The following is a 24,962-nucleotide window of genomic DNA, read 5'->3' as shown; positions in this document are numbered from 1 at the left end:
GGCTGAATTGCAGGAAGAGAGGCACCAGATATGACTGCAGGATACGCTGACATTGGAGATGGGAAGCTCTACTATGAAATTGAGGGAAAGGGCGAGGTGCTTGTGCTCATACACGCGGGCTTTGTTGACAGCCGCATGTGGGACGGGCAGTGGAATGACTTTACACAACATTACAGGGCTCTTCGCTTTGATATGCGTGGGTTCGGAAAATCCGATTCTGCAACAGGGCCGGTTTCCCGCCGTCAGGATTTATACCTTGTGCTGCAGGAACTCGGCATTGAACATGCACACATATTGGGCTGTTCCATGGGCGGAGAAACAGCCATTGATTTCACGCTTGAGCACCCTGAAATGGTGCTGTCTCTAATCATTGTTAACGGGACTCCGAGTGGCTTTGAAATGAGAGGGGCTCCTCCTTCTCAGGTTATGGAGATGCTGCAGGCTCTCGAGCAGGGGGATCTGGACCGCGCAAGTGATCTGCAAATCCGTCTATGGGTTGATGGTATTTTCCGCCAGCCAGAGCAGGTTGACTCTCGCGTCCGCCAGTATGCGGCTGAAATGAACCGGATTGCAGTTGAAAATAAAACATGGGCTATAGCCGATGCCAACCCTCTTAATCCTCTCAATCCGCCGGCTGCCGGGCGGCTAGATGAGATCAATATCCCTGCGTTGATTGTAGCCGGTTCTCTTGATAATCCTGAAATCCTCAGGGCTGCTGACCTGCTTGCAGACAAAATCAAAAGGGCAAAAAAGATTATAATTCCTGATAGTGCCCATGTGCCAAATATGGAAAAACCTGCTGAATTTAATAGGATTGTGCTGGATTTCCTGAGTCATCTATGAGGCAGCAAAAAGATAAGTGAAATTCCCTGTTTAAAAGCAACCTTCAGGAGCACTTTTTAACGTAAATATTTCTATTCCTTAACTGCTCGATTAAATTAAGGTTAAAGTAGCTCTCTGCTGAATAACCTTTTTTTCAATCTGTGATATTTAGTCCGTACACGTTCAATCTGTAAATACTCAAGCTGTTCATATTCAGTCTGTATACGCTCAATTTGTTCATATTCAGTCTGTACACGCTCAATTTGTTCATGTTCAGTCTGTACACACTCAGCTGTACACTTGCCGGCTTGAATTTCTTGAGACAGTAACTCTTTCCTTTGATTTTATTCTCTACTTTTTTTCCTTGTCAATACTTTAAGGTTTTGAAAGGGAAAAAGCCGATTATATGGGTAATAAAAGGTTATAGATGCAAACATATAAAAATACTTAAATCTGATTATTACCCATTTATTTTTTTGAGCGTTTAGCGCAACCAAATAAACAATTTTTTATGGGGGATCATACTAATGTCTGTAAAAATTGAATGGAAAGTCTTTACAGCTGAAACACAGAGTGACGGGACCTGGAAGTCGAACAGCCCGAGTCTTGAAGAACTGCTTAATGTTATAGCCAGCCCTCTCAGGATTAAAGAATATACTCCGGATATCGAGCATTCGATGGCTCAACTGGCAATTAAGGGACTGCCCTACTTTAGAATAACTGAGGTTACTTCAGGAAATACGGGGGCATCAGGGATTAAAACGGAGCAGGTCCATGCTTGAAGAGAAAAATATGGAAATGTAATATTTGCAGGGAAATTTAGTTTGATATTCTATACATAGTTGATAATGAAATAATAGCAGGGAAGATTTATGGGAATCTTATCCATTATTTCACACGTGAAATGCAAATATTGTTCATCATGCCCTCAATTCCAACCTAAAGGAAAATATTGCGAAGGGCTAGACTATCCTAAATGCGGGGTATTTTTGAAAAGAAGAAGGGAAGTATAAGCTCTGGTATAGAAACCAGAGGATAATATTAGAATTTAAAGAGATTTTCTCTATTATATTTAGAAAAGTTTAATAATCTATTAAACTTATACAGTACTTTTTGTACAGTATTTCTTATACGTACTTCTGGAGCTGATTTTGTGGCCTGTATAAAGGCTTTAAAATTTTTATTCCTTATTTTTCTTGTCTCCCTAACAGCCGGCTGTATGGACACTGGTAACCTTAAGGAGAACCTCATCACTGATGAAATTAATAAACTGCTGCCTGAAGGTACGGTGCCGGCAGAAGATTTCGAAGCCGAAGAAACTGATCTCACCGGAATTGGGGTGAGTGAAAGTACTCCCTCTCCGGGGATACCTGAGGTGCCGACGTATTCCGAAGAGAAATCAGGAGCTGTTTATCCAAAAGAATACAGGCTGCTGTCTCTCAACTTTCGGAGGGCTATAGGATCAGGAGAGGAAAGGATAGAGGCAGAAGTCTGCAATATCACAGGAAAAGCTTCAGGATACAATATGGAAGATGCCTGCAATGTTTTTAATCACGTAAACAGGCACTGGCAGTACAGGTACGACAAAAATGCCGAATTTTTTTTTGGGGCTTCACAGACTATCGACAGCGGATATACAGGGGACTGCGATGACTATTCAATTGTTATGTCTGCTCTTTTGAAAAATATGGGATTCAATACAAGGATAGTTACGGCATACAATGAGTCTTACGGGCACGCTTATCCTGAAATTTACATAGGGAATAACAGGGATACGGCTTACGAGATACTTGACTACGTAGCAGAGAGATACTCTTCTGCCGAAAATGTCTGGTACTCGGAAAGAGTGCTTGAAGATGGTCAGGAAACTCAGTACTGGCTCAACTTCGACTGGAGCGGATCAAACGGGTACAGACATCCCGGAGGCGAATACTTCCGGGGGACATGTATTATATATTACCCGAACGGTCTGATCGATTTTTGAAGCAGAAACAAATGCAAACTTTGCCCGGTTTCAACCTTCAGCTGGTGCCTGATTAACTGGTTGACCTCTCCGGAACCCAGAAAGGATCTTTTTATTTTTTCTTCCTGCACCGCGCTTGATCCTGCACCGCGCTTGATCCAGGCAGCCTGTCAGCCAGATAATATGAGCTGAAGACCGATACCTCAATCAAGAGGTCCTAAGACGTGTCTGATACCTATTTTAAAAATCGAAAAGGCTTAAAAAGCAGAGCAACGTCCCGAATTTTTTATCCCGTAGTATAAGTATCAAATAAATTTCTATGATTAATTTTATATGGTCATACTTCCACCCTCTTTTAGTAACAGGTATTCCCGTTCAGGGTATCAGGGGAGACGGTAAAGCCTTAAAATATGCTTTATGAAGAGGGGGAATTTTATGTGATTACTGATTTTGGGGAGCTTATCAGGGGAGACAGAGTAAGGGCAAATACATCTCCCAATATTAACGAGGCAATCGATCGCGAAATCGCAGTAACAGTCCGGTTCTATGCAGGCAAGACCGATTACGAAATCTCAAAAAGGATTGAAGAGCTCGATAATGAGTGGGATATAGGGCGTCATGTTGAAGCTCGGGCGGCTGTAGTTTCTATGATTGGATTGGTGCTTGGTTTGAATAGGGGCAAGAAATGGTTTATCCTGCCTTTAATAGCTGCAACCTTCCTGCTTCAGTACGCTGTACAGGGCTGGGCTCCTCCGATACCCGTGCTCAGAAGATTTGGAATCCGTACGAGACAGGAAATCGATGTGGAAAAATATGCCTTAAAAGCCCTGCGTGGGGATTTCGATGAGATTTCTTCTCAGGAGAGCAAAAGCAGGGCGCACAACACAGGCTGGCAATGAAAGTAAAGGGTTTAAGATTCAGGCCTTAATCATTTACTTTTAATGTTTATAAATGCTTGAAAATTCATTTATAAAATTGAAACTCTGTTTATTTAGAAGGGGAAGTTATGTTGATGACTGATTTTGGAGAATTCGTGAGGGGAGATCGTGTTAGGGCTAACACGCCTCAAGAAATTAATGAGGCGATCGACTCTGAAACCGCAGCAACAGTCAGGTTCTATGCAGGCAAGACCGATTACGAGATTTCGAAAAGGATCAAAGAACTTGATCATGAGTGGGATATAGAACGCTATATCGAAGCCAATGCAGCCATATTTTCTTTCATTGGTGCAGTGCTTGGTTTAAAACGGAGCAGAAAATGGTTTATTCTGCCTATCCTGGTTGCAATCTTTCTGCTCCAGCACGCTGTACAGGGTTGGTGCCCCCCTGTGTCCGTATTCAGAAGGCTTTTCATACGTACCAGAAAAGAAATAGAGCTCGAAAAATATTCATTGAAGGCTTTGCGTGGGGATTTTGATAGGGTCCCTTCTCAGGAGAGTGAAATAGACCGTGCAAGGGAAGCTATCAACGGCAGCAGGAGTATCTGAGCCGACGAGCGGCCCTGAACATTTATTTTTTTGATGCCTTTTTTCAATACCCTTTTAATATTTTTGTTTTAGTGTTTTTTGTTATTTAATCAAGGGAGATCCCTGAGTTTTTTTTAGTATATTTGCAGCAGGATATTTGAGAACCGATTTGCAAGTTCCATGCAATTACATATCGATTATTCTTCATAATTCATATATTCGGACAACTTTATATTATGTCATGCGTCTCGTCCAGGTGCTTATTCCTGTGGGAAAGCGAGAGTCCGTGCTGGCTGTTCTCGATAAAGAACAGATTGATTACGCTGTCTGGGATGAGACCGGAAGAGGAGACTTCGAGGCTCTTGTCCAGTTTCCCATCCCTCCCATAGGTGTCGAGCCTGTGCTTGAAAAGCTGCGCGACGCTGGAGTAATTAAAGGGGTATACACAATAGTATTGTCCCCTGAGACAGTTATTTCCGAACATATTGAGGTGTTGAAGAGACGGTATTCCGGAGAGCGCATCTCAAGGGAAGAACTGGTCGCACGTGCACAGCACCTCGCACCTGCAGCTTCAACCTATTTTGCTTTTCTTATTCTTAGCACAATTATTGCAACTGCAGGGCTTCTGCTTGACTCGGCTGCAACCATTATCGGAGCAATGGTCGTTGCCCCATTAATGGGACCCGCAATCACTGCCAGCGTCGGAACAGTAGTGGACGACCGAAAACTTGCCTCTCGAGGAGTATTGTTGCAGGTTACGGGTCTCCTGCTGGCAATTGCAGTCTCTGCCCTGCTCGGCTTCCTCATTAAAGAATCTTTTTTTCTCCCTCCAGGTCTTGATATTCGGGACGTGCCCCAGATTGCTGAGCGCATAAGCCCGAATTTCCTGTATGTATTACTTGCCCTGGGATCGGGCCTTGCAGGCGCTATCAGCGTAATGCGGAATGTAGGTTCTGCTCTAGTAGGGGTTGCTATTGCTATCGCCCTGATTCCTCCTGCAGCAACTTCAGGGCTGGGGCTTGCCTGGGGGCTTCCGGAAGTAGCTCTTGCTGCGGCTTTGCTTGCTGTTATTAACATGCTTGCCATTAATGTATCCACACTCGTTCTGTTCTGGCTTGCGGGCTTTCGGCCTCTTGAGTCTTCTGCTATAGACCATGCCCGATACGCTGTAATATCACGCAGTGCAGTGCTCTTCAGCGCAATTGCCGTCCTCTCTGTCATCCTGATCCTGACAAGTTTTGCTTCTTTCCAGGCTTATATTATTGAGCAGCAAGTAAACGAGGAAGTTACAACTATGTTTGAAGAACCCGTTTACACAGATATGGGGCTGACACTTGCCGAAGTTACTGTCAATTATGAGCCTGCGTACTTTCTTTTCGAAGAGCCTGTAAGTGTAGATGTTGTTGTGGCTCATCCTGCTGCACAGGAAGTCCCTCAGGATATTGCTATTCAAATCGACAACCGCCTCACCAGGGTTATAGATAAAGATTTCCGGGTCAATGTCGGGTTCATTGAGACTCAGCAGACTGCGTAAACCCGCTGCTTTAAACTCTTTTTTTAGGCCCTGTTTTTTCCCGATTTCTTTCTCGAATTTTATTCTTAGATATAATTATATAAATACAGACCCTAGTTTGATTCTGCCGAATGCTATTGATTTTCATGACATCAAGGGGGAAATGGAATGAGTACAGGTGTAACCAATCTTGACAGCAGTATTGAACTTACCAATGTCTGGCTTAAGGATATTCTTGAACAGTTAAAATGGCAGAGCAAGAACAGTGCATACGAAGCTCTCAGGGGCACGCTACATGCACTCAGAGACAGGCTGCCGATGGAGGAAGCAGTCCAGCTTGCGGCACAGCTGCCTCTTGTAATTAAAGGAATGTACTATGACGGCTGGACACCCCGGGACAAGCCGGAAAAGTTCAAAAAAGAAGAATTTGCAAGAAGGGTGCATGAGCAGTTTGGACTTGATTCCGGTGTAAATCCGGCTGAGGTTATCCGGGGAGTTCTACGTGTCATGTACAGGCACATGGGTGAAGGTGAGCTCGGACATGTAAAAAGCAACATGCCCGCGGAAATTCAGGAATGGTTCCCGGAAGAGATGAGACCAAAACAGTAAAAAGGTATGTCCAAGGTCAGTCTGAATTGAGCATTTTTTTGAAGGAGCTTTCTCTTTTTACTCTCAGTTTCCTTTTATACTTATAATTTCATCTATTTTTCCCTGGCTTGCTGTCTTTTATCGAGTGGGTTCCAAAGCTCAAAATTATTTCTTGGATTCTCAAATTTGAAATAACCGGTTGAGCTTCCGATTCTGATATTTTTTGAAACTCTTATTGGGCTCATTCCTGAACACAAAAATTGTATCTCTGTATTCTCAGACTCCTGTTGATCAGTCAAGTTTCTGATTATGAGAATGACTCTGAAATCTTATTGACGTGGAAATAAAGTTTTTTTGGATGAGCTCATAAAATGTCGCATTATTAAATTGGTGACTATGGCTTGTAATCTTTATAGGCCCATGTTGTGGAAAATATTAACGATAATGTTCTTGCTTTAACCATTCAGATAGCCTCATTTTGTTCCTTGATTCTTGTTTTTAACCAATCTGATTGTTGCATTCATTAGCTGTCTGCTAATGTCAGAAAAGCCCTACCATAACCTACTACAAGCCCTTATAGAAAGAGACTCGAAAAATCTGATATACAAAAGATTTCAAGCTTAAAGATATCCTGTATTGGGCTTCTAACAGATATGCTGAAAAGATTATTTCATATAAAACAATCCGACTTTGACGAAAATTAGCTCCAAAAATTCGAAAAAAATGTGTATATCGAATAACATCATTACAAATTCTAGCGCACGTAGCTGAAAACACTTATGACTTAAAAGCGAACCAGTCATGACTGCAGGCCGAAAAATCCAGTCTTTAATCTCTGAATCTCTGAGAAATACGGGACTGCTTGTTAGTTGTCAGTTATATCATCTATAATCTCCTGTCCTGCAAGTTTTAAAATAAATTGCAGGCTTTAATTTAAGACTCTGCTTTTGTTACTTGTTTTACATAACCACTAAGTCCTACTTCAGAAAAGGGCTATAATAGGCCTGAATTTTTTTACGCCAGGCAATTTTTTGCTTGAAAACAATTTTTTGTATAATTTATTTAATATAATTTATGCTATTACTATGTGCTGGAGTTGGGAAGTAAAATGGGGTATCTACCAATATAATCTACCACATAAAGAATTTCCTGGGGGTTGCTGGTCCACTTCGAATCAATATGCTTGGGGGAGCATAATATTCGAAGAGGCTGTATTGGGGGATACAGTAGATACAGCGCCTTCGGGCTTCTTCTTGCATTACATATTCAGAAGATTCTTTATCAAGTTTAAAAATATCAAGTTTAAAAATAACAATTCAAGGGTTTTATTCATGAAACATCTAAACATATGTCCAAAATGCGACGCTAAACTGAAATTGCGCCCAGATGGCGAGACCCAGTATTGTAGTATTTGCAGTTACTGGACAAAACTAGGTACTGCAAGACTCGATTCAATAATGATTTACGGATGAGGACTCTGTATGAAAAATGCCGAGATTTTTTAATATCTTCTGAGATTGCCAAAATTTATATTTGTTTTCAGAATCCAGTGACTGCAATCAAAAATCCAGAAAATAGTAAATTCAGAAAATAGTAAATTCAGAAAATAGTAAATCCAGAAAATAGTAAATCCAGAAAATAATAAAAGTCTCGAATTTTAAGACAGCTTCTAAGTAAAAACTACGAAGGATTACCAGAATCATCAAGCATTAATTTATGCTGTTATGATCCATATAATGATTAAAAGATTGGCTAGTCTCAAACCTTAAGTAAACAATAAGGAACATTCAGACAGGCTCTAAACAGGATTTACGCAGTTAAACTGAAAAACTCAATTGTATTAAAAGTTTAACTGTATAACGTTTAAATTGGGTTACAACGTTTATTGTACTTGATTTTGTACTCTAAGTATGTCCTGGTAGTAATCAGTTTTTTTGAGTTTGCAGTTCGAATGGAAAGAGGGGGAATATTATGTCAGTAAAAATCGAATGGCAAATCTTTACAGCAGAAACGCGGAGCGATGGCACATGGAAATCAAACAGCCCAACCCTTGCGGAGCTGCTCAACACCATAGCAGGACCTGAAAAGATCAAAGAACACAACAGTCTGGACATCGAAGACTCTATGGCCCGTCTGGCAGTCAAGGGGCTGCCATATTTCAAAATAACTGAGATTCCTCAGAAACGCCGAGACAAAAAATTTCCCGAAACCTGTATGCTAAAAACATCAGTTCAAAAGTAATATTCGTTTAAAAAGGATTGAGCCTTGAAAATGTCGAGCTCGATAAAACACTTAGTCAGTATTAGCAATCAAGCTAAAGGACCGTTACTAAATAACTTAGGCAATACATAATTATTTTGGACCAAAATCGATGGGCTTGCGTGTGAAAATGGTTGAGTACAGCCTAAAAATAGGTCTATGTTATTTTCGCGGTGGATCCTTAGTATGAGAAGTGAGAAAATGACATTGCCTTTAAAACAGGCAACTGCGTAAGTCCTAACTGGATTAAAAGCACAGATAAAGTTTTATAACTTTTATGAAAGTTGGATATTTTAAAAATTTCTCTACTGATTAGTGGTTCATCTTGTAGTGTTTCTTGTATCTGTTTTTTAATAAAGCAATCTTTGTCTCGATGATTTTGATCAGGAAGAAATCGAAGCTCTATTCAACGATTTTCTTGAGGCTCTCTCAGTTGAACATGAAGGTGGGAGTTTTTTAGTTAATTGTCTTATAAGCTAACCGCGCCTCAATGTCCCCTGAGGGTCTTAAAATCATTTTAATTTTGAATATTATACTATTATAACTTTAGCGACTTCTTCATGTATGCACAGGATTTCCAACCTAAAAACTGGTTAAAAACCAGTTAAAAACTAATTAAATACAGATCTGTTCAACTCTTCCATATTTGTCCTCAAGCCTTTCGATATCATCTTCCCCCAGATAGTCTCCCCGTGCAATTTCAATGAAAACAAGATTTTCATTGTCTATATTTTTTATACGATGAATCTCGTTTACCGGAAAGTCGACAGAATCTCCGGCAAGAACCCTTATTTCACTCCCGCTTTTAGTTACAAGCCCTTCTCCGCTGACTATGTACCAGTGCTCATTTCTATGAGCATGGCGCTGAAGTGAGATTTCACCCTGAGGTAGAATCGTAATAGTTTTGACTTTACATCCTGGCTTCTGCAAAAGTACCTCATAGTACCCCCAGGGCCTTTCTGACTCACGTTTGCATTTCTCAAGAATTGTTTCGTACACTTTGATGTAATCGTCCACCATCCTGTCAACAGAGAAGCGTTTTTCCACGCTCTCTCTGCATTTTTTGCGGGATATGGAAGCAACCTTTTGAACAGCATTTGCAGCTTCATCAACGCTATCAACCAGAAAGCCAGTCTCTCCATTACTGATAAGTTCAGGCATCGAACCTCTGTTCATTGCAATTACCGGTGTACCGCTTGCCATGGCTTCAATAACACCAAGCCCGAAAGGCTCATCATAATTGATCATGTGCAGCAAAGCGTATGCATTTGACAGGAGTTCTTTCTTCCGCTCAGGATCGACATGACCCTCATAAATGATCTGTTCATTGTCTATGTGGGGCTTGACTTCTTTTTCGAAATAGGCCTGATCCGCGATAAAGCCAGCTATTATAAGTTTCCTTCCGGTCTTTTTTGCAACTTCTATTGCTTCTCTTGTGCCCTTGTCTTTGTGCAGGCGTGATAAAAAGAGGAGATAGTCCTGTGGCTTATCATTAAAATGAAAGCTTTCTATCTTGATTCCGTGTCGGACTGTTGCTATATAGTCCAGCTCATTGCACCTGCAGGCATCACTTATGGACACATAAAAAGTTCGATTGTTGTATTTTTTGTAGACAGGCAGAATTTTCCTTGAAGAAATGCCGTGTATTGTTGTCACAACAGGCGTATCGACAAGTGCACTGTAGGTAAGAGGAAGATAATCAAAATGATTGTGTATTATATCGAACTCATTTGCTCTCTCAAAAAGTTCTGAGATATGCAGACATTCATAGACCTTTGTGATTATATCCTTATCTTCTTCGTAGGGTCTTGGACATACTGCATGAAGTTTGGCTGCGGTGTGCGAATCTGCTGTTGCAAACAGCGTGACGTCAATACCCTTTTTTATCAGTCCTTCGGTTAATAAAGAGACTATCGATTCCCAGGGCCCATATTTTTTAGGCGGTGTGCTCCAGGCAATCGGAGATAACATTGCAATTTTTATAATAATCCCCCCCTAAATACTCACTTCTTAATATTTATCTTCGAATCTAATTGTAATTTTATTTTAATTGTAATTTTATTTTAATTGTAATTTTATTTTAATTGTAATTTTATTTTAATTGTAATTTTATTTTAATTGTAATTTTATTTTAATTTTATTTCAATTTTATATCACCTTTTTTAGGATCATTGGAAAGACCCCTGTTTTCTTCAAACGATCTACAATATTCTTCAGGACATTGTATCTCAGGACACTCATGGATATACTCAAGTATATCGCTTACTTTTGCGCTGGCCATTGATACAGAAGTATCCGCACTTCCATAATAAATGCGAATTTCATCGTTCACCAGAACCCATCCGCAAGGGAAAACGACATCATTAACGTCCCCACTGCGTTCATACATTTCACGGGGCCCAAAAACCCATCCTTCTGATCTGTGGAGCACTTTTCTGGGATCTTCAAGGTTAAGAAGGGCCAATCCAAGTCGGTAACTTGCTTTAGATGTTGTATGGCGTACCCCATGATACATTATTAACCATCCGTCAGGTGTACGGATTGGCTGTGGTGATAAACCTATCTTGTGAGCATCCCACCATCCGCCTTCTCGAGCATATAAAAGAACTTCGTGTCCACCCCAGTATTTCATATCAGGAGAAAAAGAGATCCAGATATTTGCCTTTGCACCCTGCATACCAGATACAGGCCTGTGTAGCATTGCCCACATGCCATTAAATCTTACAGGGAAAACAGCAGCATCTTTATTTTCAGGAGGCATGCTAGGTCCTACTCGGTCAAACTTACGGAAATCTTCTGTAAAGGCAAGAGCTGGTAAGGGACCTGAATCCGAAAAAGCCGTATATGCTACAGCCCATTTTCCCATCTCATCAATGTAAGTTATACGTGGGTCTTCAATGCCATATATCTCTTCAGGATGGTTTACAGGATCAGGAGAAAAGGTTGGTTCGCTGTCAATTTCCCAGCCATCGATCCCATTATTACTCCTGGCTACGGTAAAGTGAGAAAAGCCCCTGTGGTCTTCGACCCGCACCAGTAATAGAGTTTGACCATCAACTATAACGGCTGCAGGATTAAACACTGAATGGGCCTGATACGGCCAATCTTCAACAGTAAGTATAGGATTTTTCTTATACCTTTGGAACAGTTCTCCATGTTCTTTCCAGGTCATGTTACTTCCCTCATTCCGCCTGATTTGCTGATAATAGATTCTTTGTTCTCTGCAGAGCCCCGTTATCTGCTTCATCGCTTACTTTGGATTGCAATATCGTACTGAAGGGCTTATTTATGTGTTTATTTAAAGAGCTCAAAGCCATAAAGAAGCAGATTACGGATTCTGCACCCTGATTACAGTTCATGCCGTCGCTGTTGAGCCCGTCGCAGACTGCACCTGTTGAATAATCGTATATGGCAGCTTTCAACCGGTTTCTGCCCAGGAAATATTCAAAAGAGTATTTTGCAAGTTCCAGATATTTTTTCTCACGCACAATTTCATAAGCCGAAATATAAGCCTGAGTCAGGTAACCTGCCTCTATAGGTTGCTGGTCAAAAATTGGCTTTTCTCCATCGTAAGAATACCAGCCCTGGTTCCCAACGATGTCAAAAAAGTCCCCTTTCCACTGAATCCCAGTAAGGAAATCAAGAGTAGCAAGACCAATTTTTTTATAAGTTCTGTTTTTGGTATAATCATATGCCAGTAAAAGGGATTCACTTAACTTTGCATTGGCGTAGGTAACTGTAGGTTCAAACCAGTCCCAGTCCTCTTTATGGTTCGCCTCATATAAGTCAACCAGAGAATCTGCATGGCTGGTAAATATAGATTCAAAAGTATCTTTTTCTGCAAGGGAGTCTCTGACCCTGACAGCGTCTCTGCGTGAGTAGAATAAAGACCCAAATTCGTCTGCATCTACGCCTTTTTTGAGTATCTCATACAGGCCGCACATTGTATAGGCTTTTGCCCTCGGATAGCGCAGATTTTCCATTTCCGGTTTGGACCTGCTTACAAGGGTATGTGCAAGCGTGCGCATATTTTCTGGAAGGTAAGGACAACTTATCATGTGTCCAAGCCCATAGATCGCACGCCCAAGAGTATCTTCACTGCCTTTTTTGTCTAAAAATTCTCTTTCATAGCTCATGAAGTTATGAAAATGACCCGTGTCTGTCTGGGCATGTTCAAGAAAGCTCGTGTATGTCGTAATTAACTTGCAGAACTCGTCAGACCTTTCCCCATTATTTATTAACTGTGTTAGAGCAACAAGAGCCCTGCCCACATCATCAGTGCTGTACCCATGACGGCGAGCAGGTACACCAAGATTGGTGTGCTGTATAATGCCTGTATCATCGGTCAATAGTTTAAGGTGATCAAATTTAACTTCAGGCAGCTGGTCTGGAAGGAAATTAAATCTGTTTTGTATTTTGGGATAGATATTGTATTTCTTTAAAGCCTTGCTAAAAACGGCATTATATTCTTTACCTACATTTTTCCAGGTCATTTTTCTACCAAAATCGTACGCTTTTTTGCGCATAATATCGCACTCTTCTGGATTTTCAATTAAGTATAAAAGGGAATTTTTAAAACCGTCCTTATCTCCGAAATCTACGAGCAACCCACGGTTATCGGAAAGCATTTCCTGGGCATACCAGTAAGGAGTGGATACTATCGCTTTTCCCATACCCATGGCATAGGTCAGAGCGCCACTGACAATCTGTTCCCTGGAAAGATAAGGAGATACGTAAACATCACTGGCCAGGATATAATTGCAGAGTTCTTCTTTTTCGACAAATTTATCGTGAAATATCACGTTATTCTCAAGCCCAAGTTCTGAAACCTTGTTTTTGAGACATTGCCTGTATGTTTCTCCCTGCTTCCTTTTAACCATAGGATGCGTAGCGCCCAGAATAAGATACTTAAGGTCCTGATATCGACTTACAACCCCAGGAAGAGCATCTAACATACTTTCTATCCCTTTATTCTGGCTCAGCAGACCAAAAGTAAGAACAAGTGGAGATCCTTTAAGACCCAGTATTTTTTTATACTTTTCACAGTTGTTAAACGGATAGTCCGGTACTCCATGGAATATGACTTCTATTTTGTCCTCAGGAACCTCATAAACATCTTTTAGCATATCGACTGCCGTCTGGCTCATTACAACCAGTTTTTCGGAATACCTGATGAGCTTTTCAGTGGATACCAGATATTCAGTGTCAGGCTCCTGAATTACAGTATGCATTGTGGTTATTACAGGCTTGTTTATTCCTGATAAAATAGCAAATATGTAGTCGCCTGCATCCCCGCAAAAAAGGCCGAATTCATGTTGAAGGCACACAATATCGGCATCAGATTGATTTATGTAGTCAGCAGCGCGGTAGTAGTCATCTATCTTGTCTCTTTGAATTTGAAAAACGACCTCTTTCGGATAATTGTAAGTTTCAGAAGGATCATTCAATGCAATAACTTCGCAATGAACTCCTTTGTCATCTCCAGAAACCGAATTTAAAAGATCAGAAGTGAATGTAGCAATCCCACACTCTTTTGGAACATAAGTCCCTATAAATAATACTTTTAATTGCTTATTCAAGTAATCCCTCCAAACTTGCATTAATTTATTTCTCACTTTCCCAATTATCTATTTACAAATACCTGGCTCATCAAAACTTCCATGACTTCGTCTGGAAGCTCATCAAAAACTTCCATGACTCCGTCTGGAAGCTCATCAAAAAGTTAGCTCATCAAAACTTCCATGATTTAATCTGGAAGTCCCCCAAAAAGTTAACTTATCAAAAGTTAGCTTATCAAAAACTTAGCTCATTAAAAAGTTAGCTTATCAAAAGTTAGCTTATCAAAAACTTAGCTCATTAAAAAGTTAGCTTATCAATAACTTCCATAACTGCCTTATGTTTTTATAGACTTCTCAATCTGGCTGGGACTTCTCTTGACGAGTTAATCCTCCCAGATTAGGGCATTTTTGTCTTTTACCTACCTTCCATTATATACCGTTTATATACTATATAAATGTATAGTTGTCTTTTTCCAAACCTAATTAAATATTATGTTGACGTATCTATAAAAAAATTCAACCCAAACGTTTGTTAAAAGACGGTTATTTAGGTATAGCAACCGGCTTTTTCTATTCGTATTGGAAACTGAATATACTGAAGACTGGGTTTTGAGCCAACTCCTTTTAAACCTATATCTCAGAGCGTGTCTGAATATTATATTTTTCTCATTCGGTTAACGTTTTGATACGACTCAGTCGTCTAATCATTATGTGTATGATCGCAGCATACACCAACGCTTGACTTGATTCTGTCAAACCTTCGTAATCTTTACTCAAAGGCGATATCGACCCAGCCATGCAAATGTCCGCTCTACAATCCATCTGTGAGGAAGTACTTTAACGCCTTTGACATCGTCGCGCTTAACTATTTCCAGTACCCATCCACACATTACATTGACCCAATAAACCAGTTTACCCGAGTAACCAGCATTTGACCAAATTAACTTCAACCGAGAAAATCTTCCAGTAACTTGTTCCATAATAATTTTAGCCCCATCTCGATCCTGAATATTTGCTGCATGAACTATAACCATTAACAGTAATCCTATTGTATCCACCAGAATGCGGCGTTTTCTCCCTTTTACTTTCTTGCCAGCATGATAGCCGCATATTCCTCGTGTTTCTGTGGTTTTAACTATTGGCTATCTAAAATCGCTGCACTCGGATCTGGTTCTCTGCCATACGCAACTCTCAATTCCGTTCTCAATGCAGCATTGATATGTTCCCAGGTTCCTTTAATCCGCCAAAGGCGGAAATAATGGTAAACAGTTTTCCATTGTAGAAATTCGTGAGGTAACATTCGCCAGGCACAACCAGAACGTAACAAATAGAAGATGGTATTCAATATTTCTCGATAGGAATGAACACGTTTTCTACCTCGATTCGTTCTGGGATTCTGGAAATAAAGCTTAATTAATTTCCATTCTTTATCGGTTAAATCACTGGGATAAGGAAGTCTTCTATATTGTTTTGGCATTGACGAACAATCAGATTATAGGAATTATTTAGTTTTAGGACAGGCTCTCAGATATAGCCTGGAAAATTGATTAATAGAAATAATGATCAAAAATAAGGGTTGTGTCCGTGTGTTATTGATTAAATCTGACAAAGCGGGCATATTTGTTTTGTCTGTACAAATTTGAAATTACTCTCTGTTTGCTGTTTTCAGTAACTTCCCCCACGATCCTATATTCAGCGGGTCGACATAAAGAGTTAGATATTTTGACAATATTGTTTTTGAACATCCTATAAATTGTATTTAAAGTGTTAACATATGGCCCAAATCTCACCACTATAATAATCAACGAACATTTTGCAACGATGTTTAGTCTGGGAAGCGATATGTTTTCCTACAAAAGCGCTATCATTAATAATACTCGGGAAAAAATAAGTTACCTGCCAAAAGTATGATACAGAACTTTTTAACTTAAAAACTGCGCAAAAATAGAATTACCGGCATTCTTCAAAGGGATATTTGCCGGCTTCTTGACAATTCTGAAAGTAAATTAGGATGCAAGAGCTTTAAGTGCTTGAAGGATGTGGATGTCTATATTATACCTAATAGAATTACTTATTTTTCTCGTCATGTCCATCTCTGCGTCTTCCAGCACATTTGCGTACCGGATAATCACAAAGTAAACTATAATAAAAGCTGTATATTCCAGGTTTGTTCCAGTCAACAGAAGTGCTTTTCCGGCTGCATACATAGCCACGACCATAAAAATGTCGATGAAGGTTAATCTTCTGTACGTCGAAGTGAAAGGGTGCATGTTCTGTTTCTTCCAGGTTTTTAAGGTCATAAAGACTTCAATTGACGCAAAAGATACGGAAGATGCAATTGCTGCTCCTATCATTCCATATTGAGGTATAAGTATGAAGTTGAGAAGGACATTCATTCCCGCACTTGCCATCGAACACTTCATAAGGAAGTCAGAATCTCCATATGCCATTATTGTGTGATAGTTAAATCCGAAGTATGAGTTTGTTATGAACCCCAGGGACAGGATGCGAAGGACTGTAACTCCACTTGCGTATTCTGCTCCATAGATTCTCGTGAGAAGAAATTCGGGGTACACAAACATCAACACAAAGATTGGAAAGGTGAACAGGAAACACCATTTGGTCGTTATCTGGTAGATAGGTCCAATTAATTCAGTCCTGTTTTCCCCCCAAAGCTTTGAGATTACAGGAATGTATACAAATCCCATAGAACCGATTATCATGGACAAAAAACCTACCAGGGGATACACTGCACTATAAACTCCGACCACTTCGGCTGACTTGAAATAACCAAGCATTATAGTGTCTGTCCAGGTCATAAAGTTTAAAAGAGTCGCAGTTATTAAAAGCGGGAAAGAATATCTAATCAATTGCTTTGTAGGTTCATTAAACTTAAGTTTTAATTTCAGTTTAAATGGGGGCCTTTTCATAAAGTATACTGACATTACACCAAATGTAAATATCATGGAAAGCAGATCCACAAACACTATTCCGTGAAAAGATACGCCGAAGAATACGGCAGTTGAAGCAAATACTAGCAGGGACAGGGGTCTTATGATATTATAGAAGTACATATTTACGTTGGTACGATCGAATCCTCTGTAGATTGCTACTGCCACATTCAAAAGTATAGTAAAAGGAAGGGCAAAAATCATAATTTTAACGACGGACAGGATTTTTCCCTTTATGTCGAATCCCTCTCCAACCAGACACTCGAATAATGCCGGTGAGACCAGCATGGCAAGTACAGCTGCTATCAGACCCATGGCTGCTGCTGATATAATTAATTCATGAATCTTGTAGTCTTCATTCCTGCCTCTGAAGTATGCAATATACCTTGGCACTCCTTCATTAAGCCCTAGAGAATAGCCCCTGTAATCGATATTACTGTAAGCGCAGGGTATATGTTCCAAAGTCGGCCGGCGACAGATATGAAGTGAGCACTCCTTTAATAGTAATATCGAAGAGCAATCCAATAAATGTGCCTGTAAATATTACACCGGAGCCTAGCACTATTCGGTTGACAGAGTCGTTAACTGACATGTTAACACCGTTTTATTGTCGTTCCAATATTCTCGAACTAACGGACAAAAACAGAATTCTGTTACCCAGCCATTGACGACTTGTAAACCAATTTTAGTCAACTCAAGATTGAAATCTAGAAAATTCTTCTCTGCAATCTCTTTATTTTTCACTTGTTTTTTCCTTCTTTAAAGCTCATTAAAACAATTTTAATACTGAATACTTACTCATAATTTTCAAACATTTCCGTTTGGATTCAGGCGTTACAGAAATAATCTAATTTGAGAGAATTTGTCTCGGGATAAGGGCGGAATCAAAGCAAATCTGCGTAGAGACATCAGGGTATTTCGGCGCAAGAAACGTTAAGATATGCCTTGAAATTTAAATAAGCTTAAAAAAGTTAAGAGATTAGGGCATGGGTCAATTACGAAAATTGCAAACAAAAGAATATTCTCTAAAATCTAACCAAAGAGGGCGAATTATAGTTTTTCTGTAATAATTTACATATAAGAAGAGTTATATTTTTTAAATTGTTGATTGTTTGAAATTAAAATTAAAGTGACGTTACTGTTAAAATTAAATTAAAATAGACTAAACTAAATTAAATTAAACTAGACTAAACTAAACTAAACTAAACTAAATTAAATTAAATTAAATTAAATTAAATTAAATTCTTATATTCCAAACGACAGAGAAAAGGAAGACAAAAATTGTATTACTAATGGGAGAAAAAGACCTGGTAACCTACATCCCGTAGATGTACATAGATGTAGAGTTTATTTTCACATCAATAAGTGCTTCAGAACAATTTTCAGGATCAGAAATTTTATTGGTCATTCGGAATTTGAAATTTAGACATGTATTTTTGAGTTTTGGGATCAGTTCAAATACAAATGAGAGAATTCTCATATTCTTCTATTTTTAGTTACAGTCGAATGCCCGAGGAATAATGGTAAACCTGTCGTTTCAGAAAAGATTAAAAATTCTCCTAAATGATGGTCTCGCCTGCTGCTGTGACTTTTTAGGCAGGCGAAAGCAGGGATAATCCACAAGATTTTAAAGACGGCCCTCCTGTCATATGTGATGCTCGATACCTTGAAGCCGGGAATATTCCACGGCCGGAGAAAAAAAAAGGATTTCTTTGAGGGCTGGTATTTTAAGATGGTGGATCGCAGTGAAAAGAACGCCTATGCTGTCATCCCCGGAGTCTCCATAGCCAGGAACCCGTTAAAGTCCCATGCATTCATCATGTTCATGGATGCCGAGCACAGCGAATGCGCTATTTCAAGTATCCGCTCGACGACCTTAAGGCGAACGATAAAAAGTTCGAGCTTACCATTGGTGGATCTTCGTTCAGCATTGATGGGATGAGACTCAACCTCGAACAGGGTGGAGACCTGATAGCTGCCCAAACCAGTTTCAAGAATATGCATCCCTGGCCCGTGAAGCTGCTGTCCCCGGGGGTGATGGGCTGGTATGCGTTCGTGCCGGGCATGGAATGCTATCACGGCATATTGAGCATGGACCATGCCATCGAGGGGTTCATAGAGGCTGACAGCATAAGGACAGACCTGACGGGTGGTAGGGGCTATATCGAAAAGGATTGGGGCGTTTCGATGCCTTCCTCCTGGATATGGATGCAAACTAACCACTTCGGCCGGGAAGGTATATCACTCTCTGGATCGATCGCGAAGATACCCTGGCTCGGCAATTATTTCACGGGTTACATCTTCGGCTTCTTATATGACATAAAATTATACAGATTTACGACGTATTCCGGGGCAAAGGTAACCGCACTCGATGTGACCGACAATAACATTCGGATCCGGCTGGAAAATAAAGAATACCGGCTCGACATCGATGCGGACAGGTCGGAAGGTGTCGAGCTCCCGGCGCCAAAACTGGGAGAAATGACGGCAAAGGTCAATGAGTCGTTACGCTCCAGTATCAATGTGACTCTATTGAAGAAAAACGGTTCTGGCACAGAGCTTATCTATTCGGGGACAGGGAGAAATGCCGGTCTGGAATTCATGGGCGATATTGCAGAACTGATAAAAGGCTTGAAGAAATAAGGTTTTAATTGATGTCGATTCGCATTTTCTAACCAAATTCATTATTTCATTTGATTTATCTTTGTCACATACAAGATAATAGTGGGTTTTCTTGAAGCTTTCATTTGTCGGATAGCAATCTTTTGTCCTAAAAGTTGCTATCTTAAATGAATAGAGAAAAGATAGAAAAAAGAATAGTTTATTGAATATACGAAGATGCGGAGTACTGCCCTAAAAACTTGTTAGCTTTTTTAGAAACTCAATGAAAATCTCTTTGTATACGTGTGGTTCTGGGAGTTACAAATTATCATACAAAAGTAATTACCAAAATTTATACAATGGTTTCTTATTTCCATGTGATTCAATTGCTTTTTGATTTATCAAAATCTGCTTTTTCAATTGCAGCAACTATCGGCTGTAGGTTAAGATACATTGGAATAAACTCCCTGTTTCTATATTTTTCTACAAGTTTAAATCCATTTTTTTGATAGAAGCCACTTGAATTTTTTTTCGAATCAACAAGAATGTATCTGCATCTTATGCTCTCACAAACTGACAGCGTTTTACCTATTGCTGCTGCTAATAGATACGTGCCTATTCCTTTTCTTTCAAATCTGGAATCAACTGCCAATCTTGCAATTTTAACTCTTGGATATTTGCGATATTCGTAATGCTCGATTCCATCTGTTACAGCTTTAGCTTCAATCGTATCAGCTATCAGAGCAACAAATCCTACGAATTTGTCTTTCCAAAAGCACAAACCGGTTCTACTGATCATATTAATCTGATCATCTAAAGCGTCGTTTTTCAAAAAATCATTCAATTCCGGACTTAGGCAATTAAAAGAAGAAAGATTATGACTTTTATCAAGGGGTACTATGTAAAGTTCAGAATCTGGAATAATAGAAGGCAAAATTAAAACCTGTTTTTCTCATATATTTTCTTTCCTCGCCTAAACAATCCTATTAGTTCCTCTGATACCACCGGATTTCTTTCATTTCTGAAGAACTCTTTTGCATCTTCCCCTTCAAGAACAAGCCCGAGTTCAATAGGTTTTGCCATTGTGAATACCTCTTTTGTTTAATTGATTAATCTATGTTAGGATTATATATCTTTATTGCAGTCCTCTGAGCTATCAGCAAGAAATATATTATTTCCAGAATTTCCACCATTATTTTTTATTATCCGGTTTTTCTGAAATGCAAGACGCAGGCTTCTAAGTCTGATCAAGGTCTTATAGGATATCCCTGATAGATTAAAATCTTCCTAAACTTCAATGATTAGAAATGATAGCAACGTTTTGATCTAATAATGTTGTTATTTCTCTGTTTTTTAGGCTTGTTTCTGGCATTTTTTTCATACATATAAATTGATTATAGCAACCTTTTATTATTTGTTGCTGTGTAAAATTTCATGAATAACAGTCTTGTTACAAGAGACCAAATAATACATCAACAGGTACATGCATTAAAATATTGTGAAGCAGTGATATTATAAGTGATAGTTTATTGGGATTCTTTGAATTTCTTACAGACTTCTCTAAACGCATAGAACGCATAGAACGCATAGAACGCATAGGATTCTTGCTATTAGGATTATTTTTTATCATTGCAGGAGCTTGCTTCGAATATTATTTTCTTGGTGCGATTCTCTCATCCATAGGTATGGCTATGCTGGCCTATGCAGTGATACCAAGAAAAATCAGAGAAAGTGAACTAAAAAAGTCATATGTTAGCAATACAATTTTTATTTTTTAATTTCAATTTATTTTAATTACTTTCTTATTTTTTTATTTCTCTTCACACTGTGCTTTTCTGAATTCAGTTGTTCTGCATCATATCGGAATATAGAGTTGTGATCGATTACTGTCCGGTTCAACGTCAAAAGCCGAAACCAATCTAGTGCCATTGCTTGTCAAGGCCTTATAAAATGCTCAATGTACTTGCTCTACCATATCCTTAAAAGCTTCATAGAGAGCACAAGAATAAGCTCTTATCCTGTTTTGATTAGCAAAAATATACTTTATAAAGTCAATCAACAGTTCAACATAATAACATTTAAAATAATAAATGCCTGTAAAATGTAATGAGAAAAATTAGGAGAATTGAGATATGAAAACATTTTACAGAACAACAATTGCACTGTGTCTTTCCCTGGCAATTCTTTTTCTAATTATAGGAACAGCCACCGCGGGTTATGTCAGCCCTGAACACCCGGCGACAAATACCGGGTTAAAGCAAGTGCCATATGATATCAACGGCGTTTTTACGACCGTGTCAGGTATCACCTACGACTCTGCTTCCGGCTGGTTTGCCGCAGACAACTCAGGAATAGTTTACACCGTCACTCAGTATGACCGGCTGTTTACGATCGAGGAGGATATCTTCTGCTCTCCTTTGTTTTTTGCCATTGACGATAAACACGGTACGCATTTCTTCAGCTATGAAAATAACGGGAATACCAGATTGTTCCGAAGCGGTATCATCGAGTCAGACGATCTTTTCTCAACGAGGCTGATTGCCAATTCAGGTGGGGTTGTCACGGTCCAGACGGCTCTCGCAGTTCGTAACGGAACAACAGTCCCCGATGACAGAACTGCGATTCCTGATCTCATTGGGACGTGGACAACTGCCCAGAACAGTGTTTACCTGATAGACAGCCAGGAAGGAAACGTGTTTTACGGTCAAATCACCCCACATGGGAAAACAACATCCACACAGTTTGCCGGATACATCGATACGGTTGCTGAGGACGGTACAGTCGAGATTGTTATGCTCTGTGAGAAAGGCAACCTCATCTTAGGCAATGTCAACGAAAGCACGCATAATATAACAATTTCCTATGTTCTCTATGCTGATGGCAGAGTCTCATTTTCGTCCCTGACAGAGGTCGGGACTAGGTGGGCGAGGACTAACATGTCGTACAACGTGAACCAGGAATACGTCACCGTTCTGAACAGTGGCGGGATTTCCGAAGATACCTCGGAACAGGTCCGGTTGCTGACAGTCTCTGATGAAAAGGCAGGCCTGTATACTCTGACTTCCGCTTCCGACGACATCACAATCATCGGCACTGTCCAGAGAGACAATTCATTTATCGAATATTCTCCAGAGACGGGACTTATTCGCGGTTTCGTTAAAGGTAATACAAAATATGATTTCAGGGGAGAACCTGAATTAGCAGAAGCCTCGGTCCATAATTTGACATTTTTTCAAAAGCTGAAGCAGAGGGCTTTGTGGCTTATATCGGTAAAATCACTCTCATGAAGCATTGTTTCAAGTATGACCCTGGTAAGGCGACACACGATTAGTAGGTATTACTAATTTATCCAGTTTGCACCAAAAACTTAACAGAAGATGTGGGCTAATCGACTAAACACAACTAGAAAGAGAAGAATCAGGGGAACTCTAGATTAAACACTTAGTTCCCATATTTTAAGCGCATATTAAGCATTATTACAAATATATAATCTCAATTGATGCCGATTTTGAAATTCAGTCCAAAAAATTATGTGCTTATATTTTAAGCGCATAATCCAACATCAGGGGCCTTTATGCGCTTAAAAATGCGGAACGTAGGGTACATATTTTTTTGAATTTTTTACAACGGAACCAGAAGTTATGTAAAAACTGTAATCAGCTGTTTGAGACTTCGAACCCCAGAAAAGAGACATGCAGTGATAAGTGCAGATCTGCTTTTTCTAGAAGAAAAAAATAGCAAAAAATGAGGTTACAACGCCGGTCGTGATTGAATAAAGAATTCTCGATACCGTTTATGTTCATTAGTTTCGTTAAAAAGCTCAGGGTGTTTCTCTCTTAATGGTGTTTGGAGTTCAGGATTCAAGTTTGTTGCTCCATAAAGTGATTTTACTTTTGAAAGTTGGTTAATTGTTAAGTCATGCTTATTGTGAAGCCCAGGTAATAATGAACTATCGGTATCATACTCTGCAAAGTCAACCTCTGTAAAATCGGCTCCTTCAAGGTGAGCCCCTTCAAAGTTAGCCTCTTTGATAATAGTATAATCAGTGAAGTCAATCTCTGTAAAATCGGCTCCTTTCAGGTTAGTTCCTTTCAGGTTAGCTCCTGAAGGTTAGCTCCCTGAAGAAGAGCCCCTGAGATATTGGCCTTGCAGAGATAAGTGTCTTGCAGATCTAGACCATAGGGCTCTATAAAATCATCGGGTTTATTGCGTTTTTTGATAACAGAAAGAATTGCTTGAATATCAAATTGTACTTTACCCAGTTCCTTTACTTTCTGATCTTCAATGGATGAGTTTTTTCGAACATAAGCAGTTAAAATTTCCATAATCATTCAAGTGTCGTATTCGCAGCGATGAAAACTTGATTTTCTTTGAGTACTCGCTTCGACATAACATGATGTGTGAATCCATATGAATAAAGTTGTTCAATGAATCTTTGATGTGCCGAGCTAGGGACATATTCTGTAAGCACAATGACATCAGGTGTCAGTGAGGCAATCGCATTAGCCATGTGATATGGAATCTTTCTATTGAATGTGCGATGATTGATATTCCATGTGAGCAGTTTCATTGTTGTTTGATCCTCTTTAATTCAACAGAATATACTTATACCTGACTTTCCGCAGATCCCCACTCAAAAGTAGTATTTTTCGCAATTTTTCCCCATCAACCTTATTATCTTGCCCTTAATTTCATCCATGTTGGCAATTTGAGTTACTACTTTTGAATCAACTTCCACTTTTACTTCTGTAATCTCCCTCATTAGCATAAAAGTCCACTTCAAAGTGGGCTTTTGAGTTTGTTTTTTAACTTGGTCAGGTATTGTTTCCCCTGTTTCTTTCAACCTTTCTCTTAGCTTCCATTCTGCTACCGAGTAAACCATTAGAGTTAATACCATTACCATTGATAGAGCTTCAATTCTTTGAGGTTTTTTCAAATAAACCTCCGAAACCCTGAAACTTTTGTCCTTTATAAACCTGAATCCCTTTTCAACCTTACTTTGATTCTTGTAGTAATCCAGCATCTTTTCAGCATCAAGATTGAGATCATTGCTTGCAATTATAAACCTTCCCTGATGCTCTTTTTCATTCAGTGTAATCTCTTCATTCCTGACTGCTGTTGCATTTACAACATAGTGGACGATAAGCTTTTCATCCTTCTTTGGCCTTCCTCTCTTACCGTTTTCCCTTGTTGAAACTGTTGAAATCTCTACAGTTTCAAGCAAACAGTAAGGATTCTCTTT

Annotated in this window: 18 protein-coding genes and 1 pseudogene; 10 read left to right on the top strand and 9 right to left on the bottom strand. The window is 39.5% G+C overall.

The genetic code is table 11. The annotated features are described in order from the left end of the window. Positions 1–30 precede the first annotated feature (30 nt). From FXV91_RS03495 to FXV91_RS03460, 8 genes are all read left to right on the top strand, one after another. Complete coding sequence (locus tag FXV91_RS03495; RefSeq protein WP_229388348.1) at positions 31–843, top strand: alpha/beta hydrolase; 813 nt, start codon at positions 31–33, stop codon at positions 841–843. Between the two features lie 506 nt (positions 844–1,349). Then, positions 1,350–1,604 carry a hypothetical protein gene (locus FXV91_RS03490; protein WP_229388346.1) on the top strand — a complete coding sequence of 85 codons (255 nt, stop codon included), beginning with the start codon at positions 1,350–1,352 and terminating at the stop codon, positions 1,602–1,604. Positions 1,605–2,041: 437 nt separating this feature from the next. Next, positions 2,042–2,806: a transglutaminase-like domain-containing protein gene (locus FXV91_RS03485; protein ID WP_229388344.1), complete on the top strand. Its 765-nt coding sequence runs from the start codon at positions 2,042–2,044 to the stop codon at positions 2,804–2,806. Positions 2,807–3,222: 416 nt separating this feature from the next. After that, positions 3,223–3,684, top strand: a complete 462-nt coding sequence (locus FXV91_RS03480) for a hypothetical protein (RefSeq protein WP_229388342.1) — start codon at positions 3,223–3,225, stop codon at positions 3,682–3,684. Positions 3,685–3,797: 113 nt separating this feature from the next. Beyond that, positions 3,798–4,271 (top strand): YgaP-like transmembrane domain, encoded by a 474-nt coding sequence (locus tag FXV91_RS03475; protein ID WP_229388340.1) that lies wholly within the window; start codon positions 3,798–3,800, stop codon positions 4,269–4,271. A gap of 220 nt (positions 4,272–4,491) precedes the next feature. Then, positions 4,492–5,784, top strand: coding sequence for a TIGR00341 family protein (locus FXV91_RS03470; RefSeq protein ID WP_229388338.1), 1,293 nt, complete (start codon positions 4,492–4,494; stop codon positions 5,782–5,784). Between the two features lie 147 nt (positions 5,785–5,931). After that, positions 5,932–6,372, top strand: coding sequence for a DUF2267 domain-containing protein (locus FXV91_RS03465; protein ID WP_229388336.1), 441 nt, complete (start codon positions 5,932–5,934; stop codon positions 6,370–6,372). Positions 6,373–8,322: 1,950 nt separating this feature from the next. Continuing rightward, a complete protein-coding gene (locus FXV91_RS03460; protein WP_229388334.1) occupies positions 8,323–8,592 on the top strand; it encodes a hypothetical protein in 270 nt (89 codons plus the stop codon). A gap of 633 nt (positions 8,593–9,225) precedes the next feature. Here the strand turns inward: FXV91_RS03460 and FXV91_RS03455 are convergent. The 5 genes and pseudogenes from FXV91_RS03455 to FXV91_RS03435 all read right to left on the bottom strand — a co-directional run bounded on the left by FXV91_RS03455 (position 9,226) and on the right by FXV91_RS03435 (position 17,581). Continuing rightward, a complete protein-coding gene (locus FXV91_RS03455; RefSeq protein ID WP_229388332.1) occupies positions 9,226–10,581 on the bottom strand; it encodes a glycosyltransferase in 1,356 nt (451 codons plus the stop codon). A 166-nt stretch (positions 10,582–10,747) separates the two neighbouring features. Then, positions 10,748–11,782, bottom strand: a complete 1,035-nt coding sequence (locus FXV91_RS03450; protein ID WP_229388331.1) for a glycosidase — start codon at positions 11,780–11,782, stop codon at positions 10,748–10,750. 10 nt (positions 11,783–11,792) lie between these two features. Further along, positions 11,793–14,189 carry a glycosyltransferase family 4 protein gene (locus FXV91_RS03445; protein WP_229388329.1) on the bottom strand — a complete coding sequence of 799 codons (2,397 nt, stop codon included), beginning with the start codon at positions 14,187–14,189 and terminating at the stop codon, positions 11,793–11,795. Between the two features lie 645 nt (positions 14,190–14,834). Next, positions 14,835–15,645 (bottom strand): annotated as a pseudogene (locus FXV91_RS03440) (IS5 family transposase). A gap of 529 nt (positions 15,646–16,174) precedes the next feature. After that, positions 16,175–17,581, bottom strand: a complete 1,407-nt coding sequence (locus FXV91_RS03435; RefSeq protein WP_229388327.1) for a flippase — start codon at positions 17,579–17,581, stop codon at positions 16,175–16,177. A 1,383-nt stretch (positions 17,582–18,964) separates the two neighbouring features. Between FXV91_RS03435 and FXV91_RS03430 the strand changes: the two genes are divergently transcribed. Further along, entirely contained in the window at positions 18,965–19,762 is a 798-nt protein-coding gene (locus FXV91_RS03430; protein WP_229388325.1) for a tocopherol cyclase family protein, read from the top strand. Positions 19,763–20,102: 340 nt separating this feature from the next. Here FXV91_RS03430 and FXV91_RS03425 read toward each other — a convergent pair whose 3' ends face one another. Further along, complete coding sequence (locus tag FXV91_RS03425; RefSeq protein ID WP_229388323.1) at positions 20,103–20,654, bottom strand: GNAT family N-acetyltransferase; 552 nt, start codon at positions 20,652–20,654, stop codon at positions 20,103–20,105. Between the two features lie 2 nt (positions 20,655–20,656). Continuing rightward, positions 20,657–20,803 (bottom strand): hypothetical protein, encoded by a 147-nt coding sequence (locus tag FXV91_RS03420; protein WP_229388321.1) that lies wholly within the window; start codon positions 20,801–20,803, stop codon positions 20,657–20,659. Positions 20,804–21,852: 1,049 nt separating this feature from the next. Here FXV91_RS03420 and FXV91_RS03415 point away from each other — a divergent pair. Next, on the top strand, positions 21,853–23,007 hold the full coding sequence (locus FXV91_RS03415) for a hypothetical protein (RefSeq protein ID WP_229388319.1): 1,155 nt from the start codon (positions 21,853–21,855) through the stop codon (positions 23,005–23,007). Positions 23,008–23,811: 804 nt separating this feature from the next. On the opposite strand, the gene FXV91_RS03410 is transcribed toward FXV91_RS03415, so the two are convergent. Together FXV91_RS03410 and FXV91_RS03405 are read right to left on the bottom strand one after the other, a co-directional pair. Further along, entirely contained in the window at positions 23,812–24,051 is a 240-nt protein-coding gene (locus tag FXV91_RS03410) for a hypothetical protein (RefSeq protein ID WP_229388317.1), read from the bottom strand. A gap of 302 nt (positions 24,052–24,353) precedes the next feature. Beyond that, positions 24,354–24,962, bottom strand: a 609-nt coding sequence (locus FXV91_RS03405) for an IS1634 family transposase (RefSeq protein WP_229388316.1), incomplete at its 5' end; no start/stop codon positions are given.

The organism is Methanosarcina sp. DH2 (genome assembly GCF_020804225.1).
Classification (GTDB): Archaea; Halobacteriota; Methanosarcinia; order Methanosarcinales; family Methanosarcinaceae; genus Methanosarcina.
The sequence above is the reverse complement of the archived record's forward strand: the minus strand, read 5'-3'. Positions and strand labels throughout refer to the sequence as shown.

What these genes read in the sequence shown, in the direction of transcription:
- FXV91_RS03490 (WP_229388346.1), top strand. Translation starts at nt 1,350, where the DNA reads ATGTCTGTAAAAATTGAATGGAAAGTCTTTACAGCTGAAACACAGAGT.
- FXV91_RS03465 (WP_229388336.1), top strand. Translation starts at nt 5,932, where the DNA reads ATGAGTACAGGTGTAACCAATCTTGACAGCAGTATTGAACTTACCAAT.
- FXV91_RS03430 (WP_229388325.1), top strand. Translation starts at nt 18,965, where the DNA reads ATGCGCTATTTCAAGTATCCGCTCGACGACCTTAAGGCGAACGATAAA.
- FXV91_RS03470 (WP_229388338.1), top strand. Translation starts at nt 4,492, where the DNA reads ATGCGTCTCGTCCAGGTGCTTATTCCTGTGGGAAAGCGAGAGTCCGTG.
- FXV91_RS03485 (WP_229388344.1), top strand. Translation starts at nt 2,042, where the DNA reads ATGGACACTGGTAACCTTAAGGAGAACCTCATCACTGATGAAATTAAT.
- FXV91_RS03415 (WP_229388319.1), top strand. Translation starts at nt 21,853, where the DNA reads ATGAAAACATTTTACAGAACAACAATTGCACTGTGTCTTTCCCTGGCA.
- FXV91_RS03450 (WP_229388331.1), bottom strand. Translation starts at nt 11,782, where the DNA reads ATGACCTGGAAAGAACATGGAGAACTGTTCCAAAGGTATAAGAAAAAT.
- FXV91_RS03495 (WP_229388348.1), top strand. Translation starts at nt 31, where the DNA reads ATGACTGCAGGATACGCTGACATTGGAGATGGGAAGCTCTACTATGAA.
- FXV91_RS03455 (WP_229388332.1), bottom strand. Translation starts at nt 10,581, where the DNA reads ATGTTATCTCCGATTGCCTGGAGCACACCGCCTAAAAAATATGGGCCC.
- FXV91_RS03460 (WP_229388334.1), top strand. Translation starts at nt 8,323, where the DNA reads ATGTCAGTAAAAATCGAATGGCAAATCTTTACAGCAGAAACGCGGAGC.
- FXV91_RS03420 (WP_229388321.1), bottom strand. Translation starts at nt 20,803, where the DNA reads ATGGCAAAACCTATTGAACTCGGGCTTGTTCTTGAAGGGGAAGATGCA.
- FXV91_RS03475 (WP_229388340.1), top strand. Translation starts at nt 3,798, where the DNA reads ATGACTGATTTTGGAGAATTCGTGAGGGGAGATCGTGTTAGGGCTAAC.
- FXV91_RS03410 (WP_229388317.1), bottom strand. Translation starts at nt 24,051, where the DNA reads ATGATTATGGAAATTTTAACTGCTTATGTTCGAAAAAACTCATCCATT.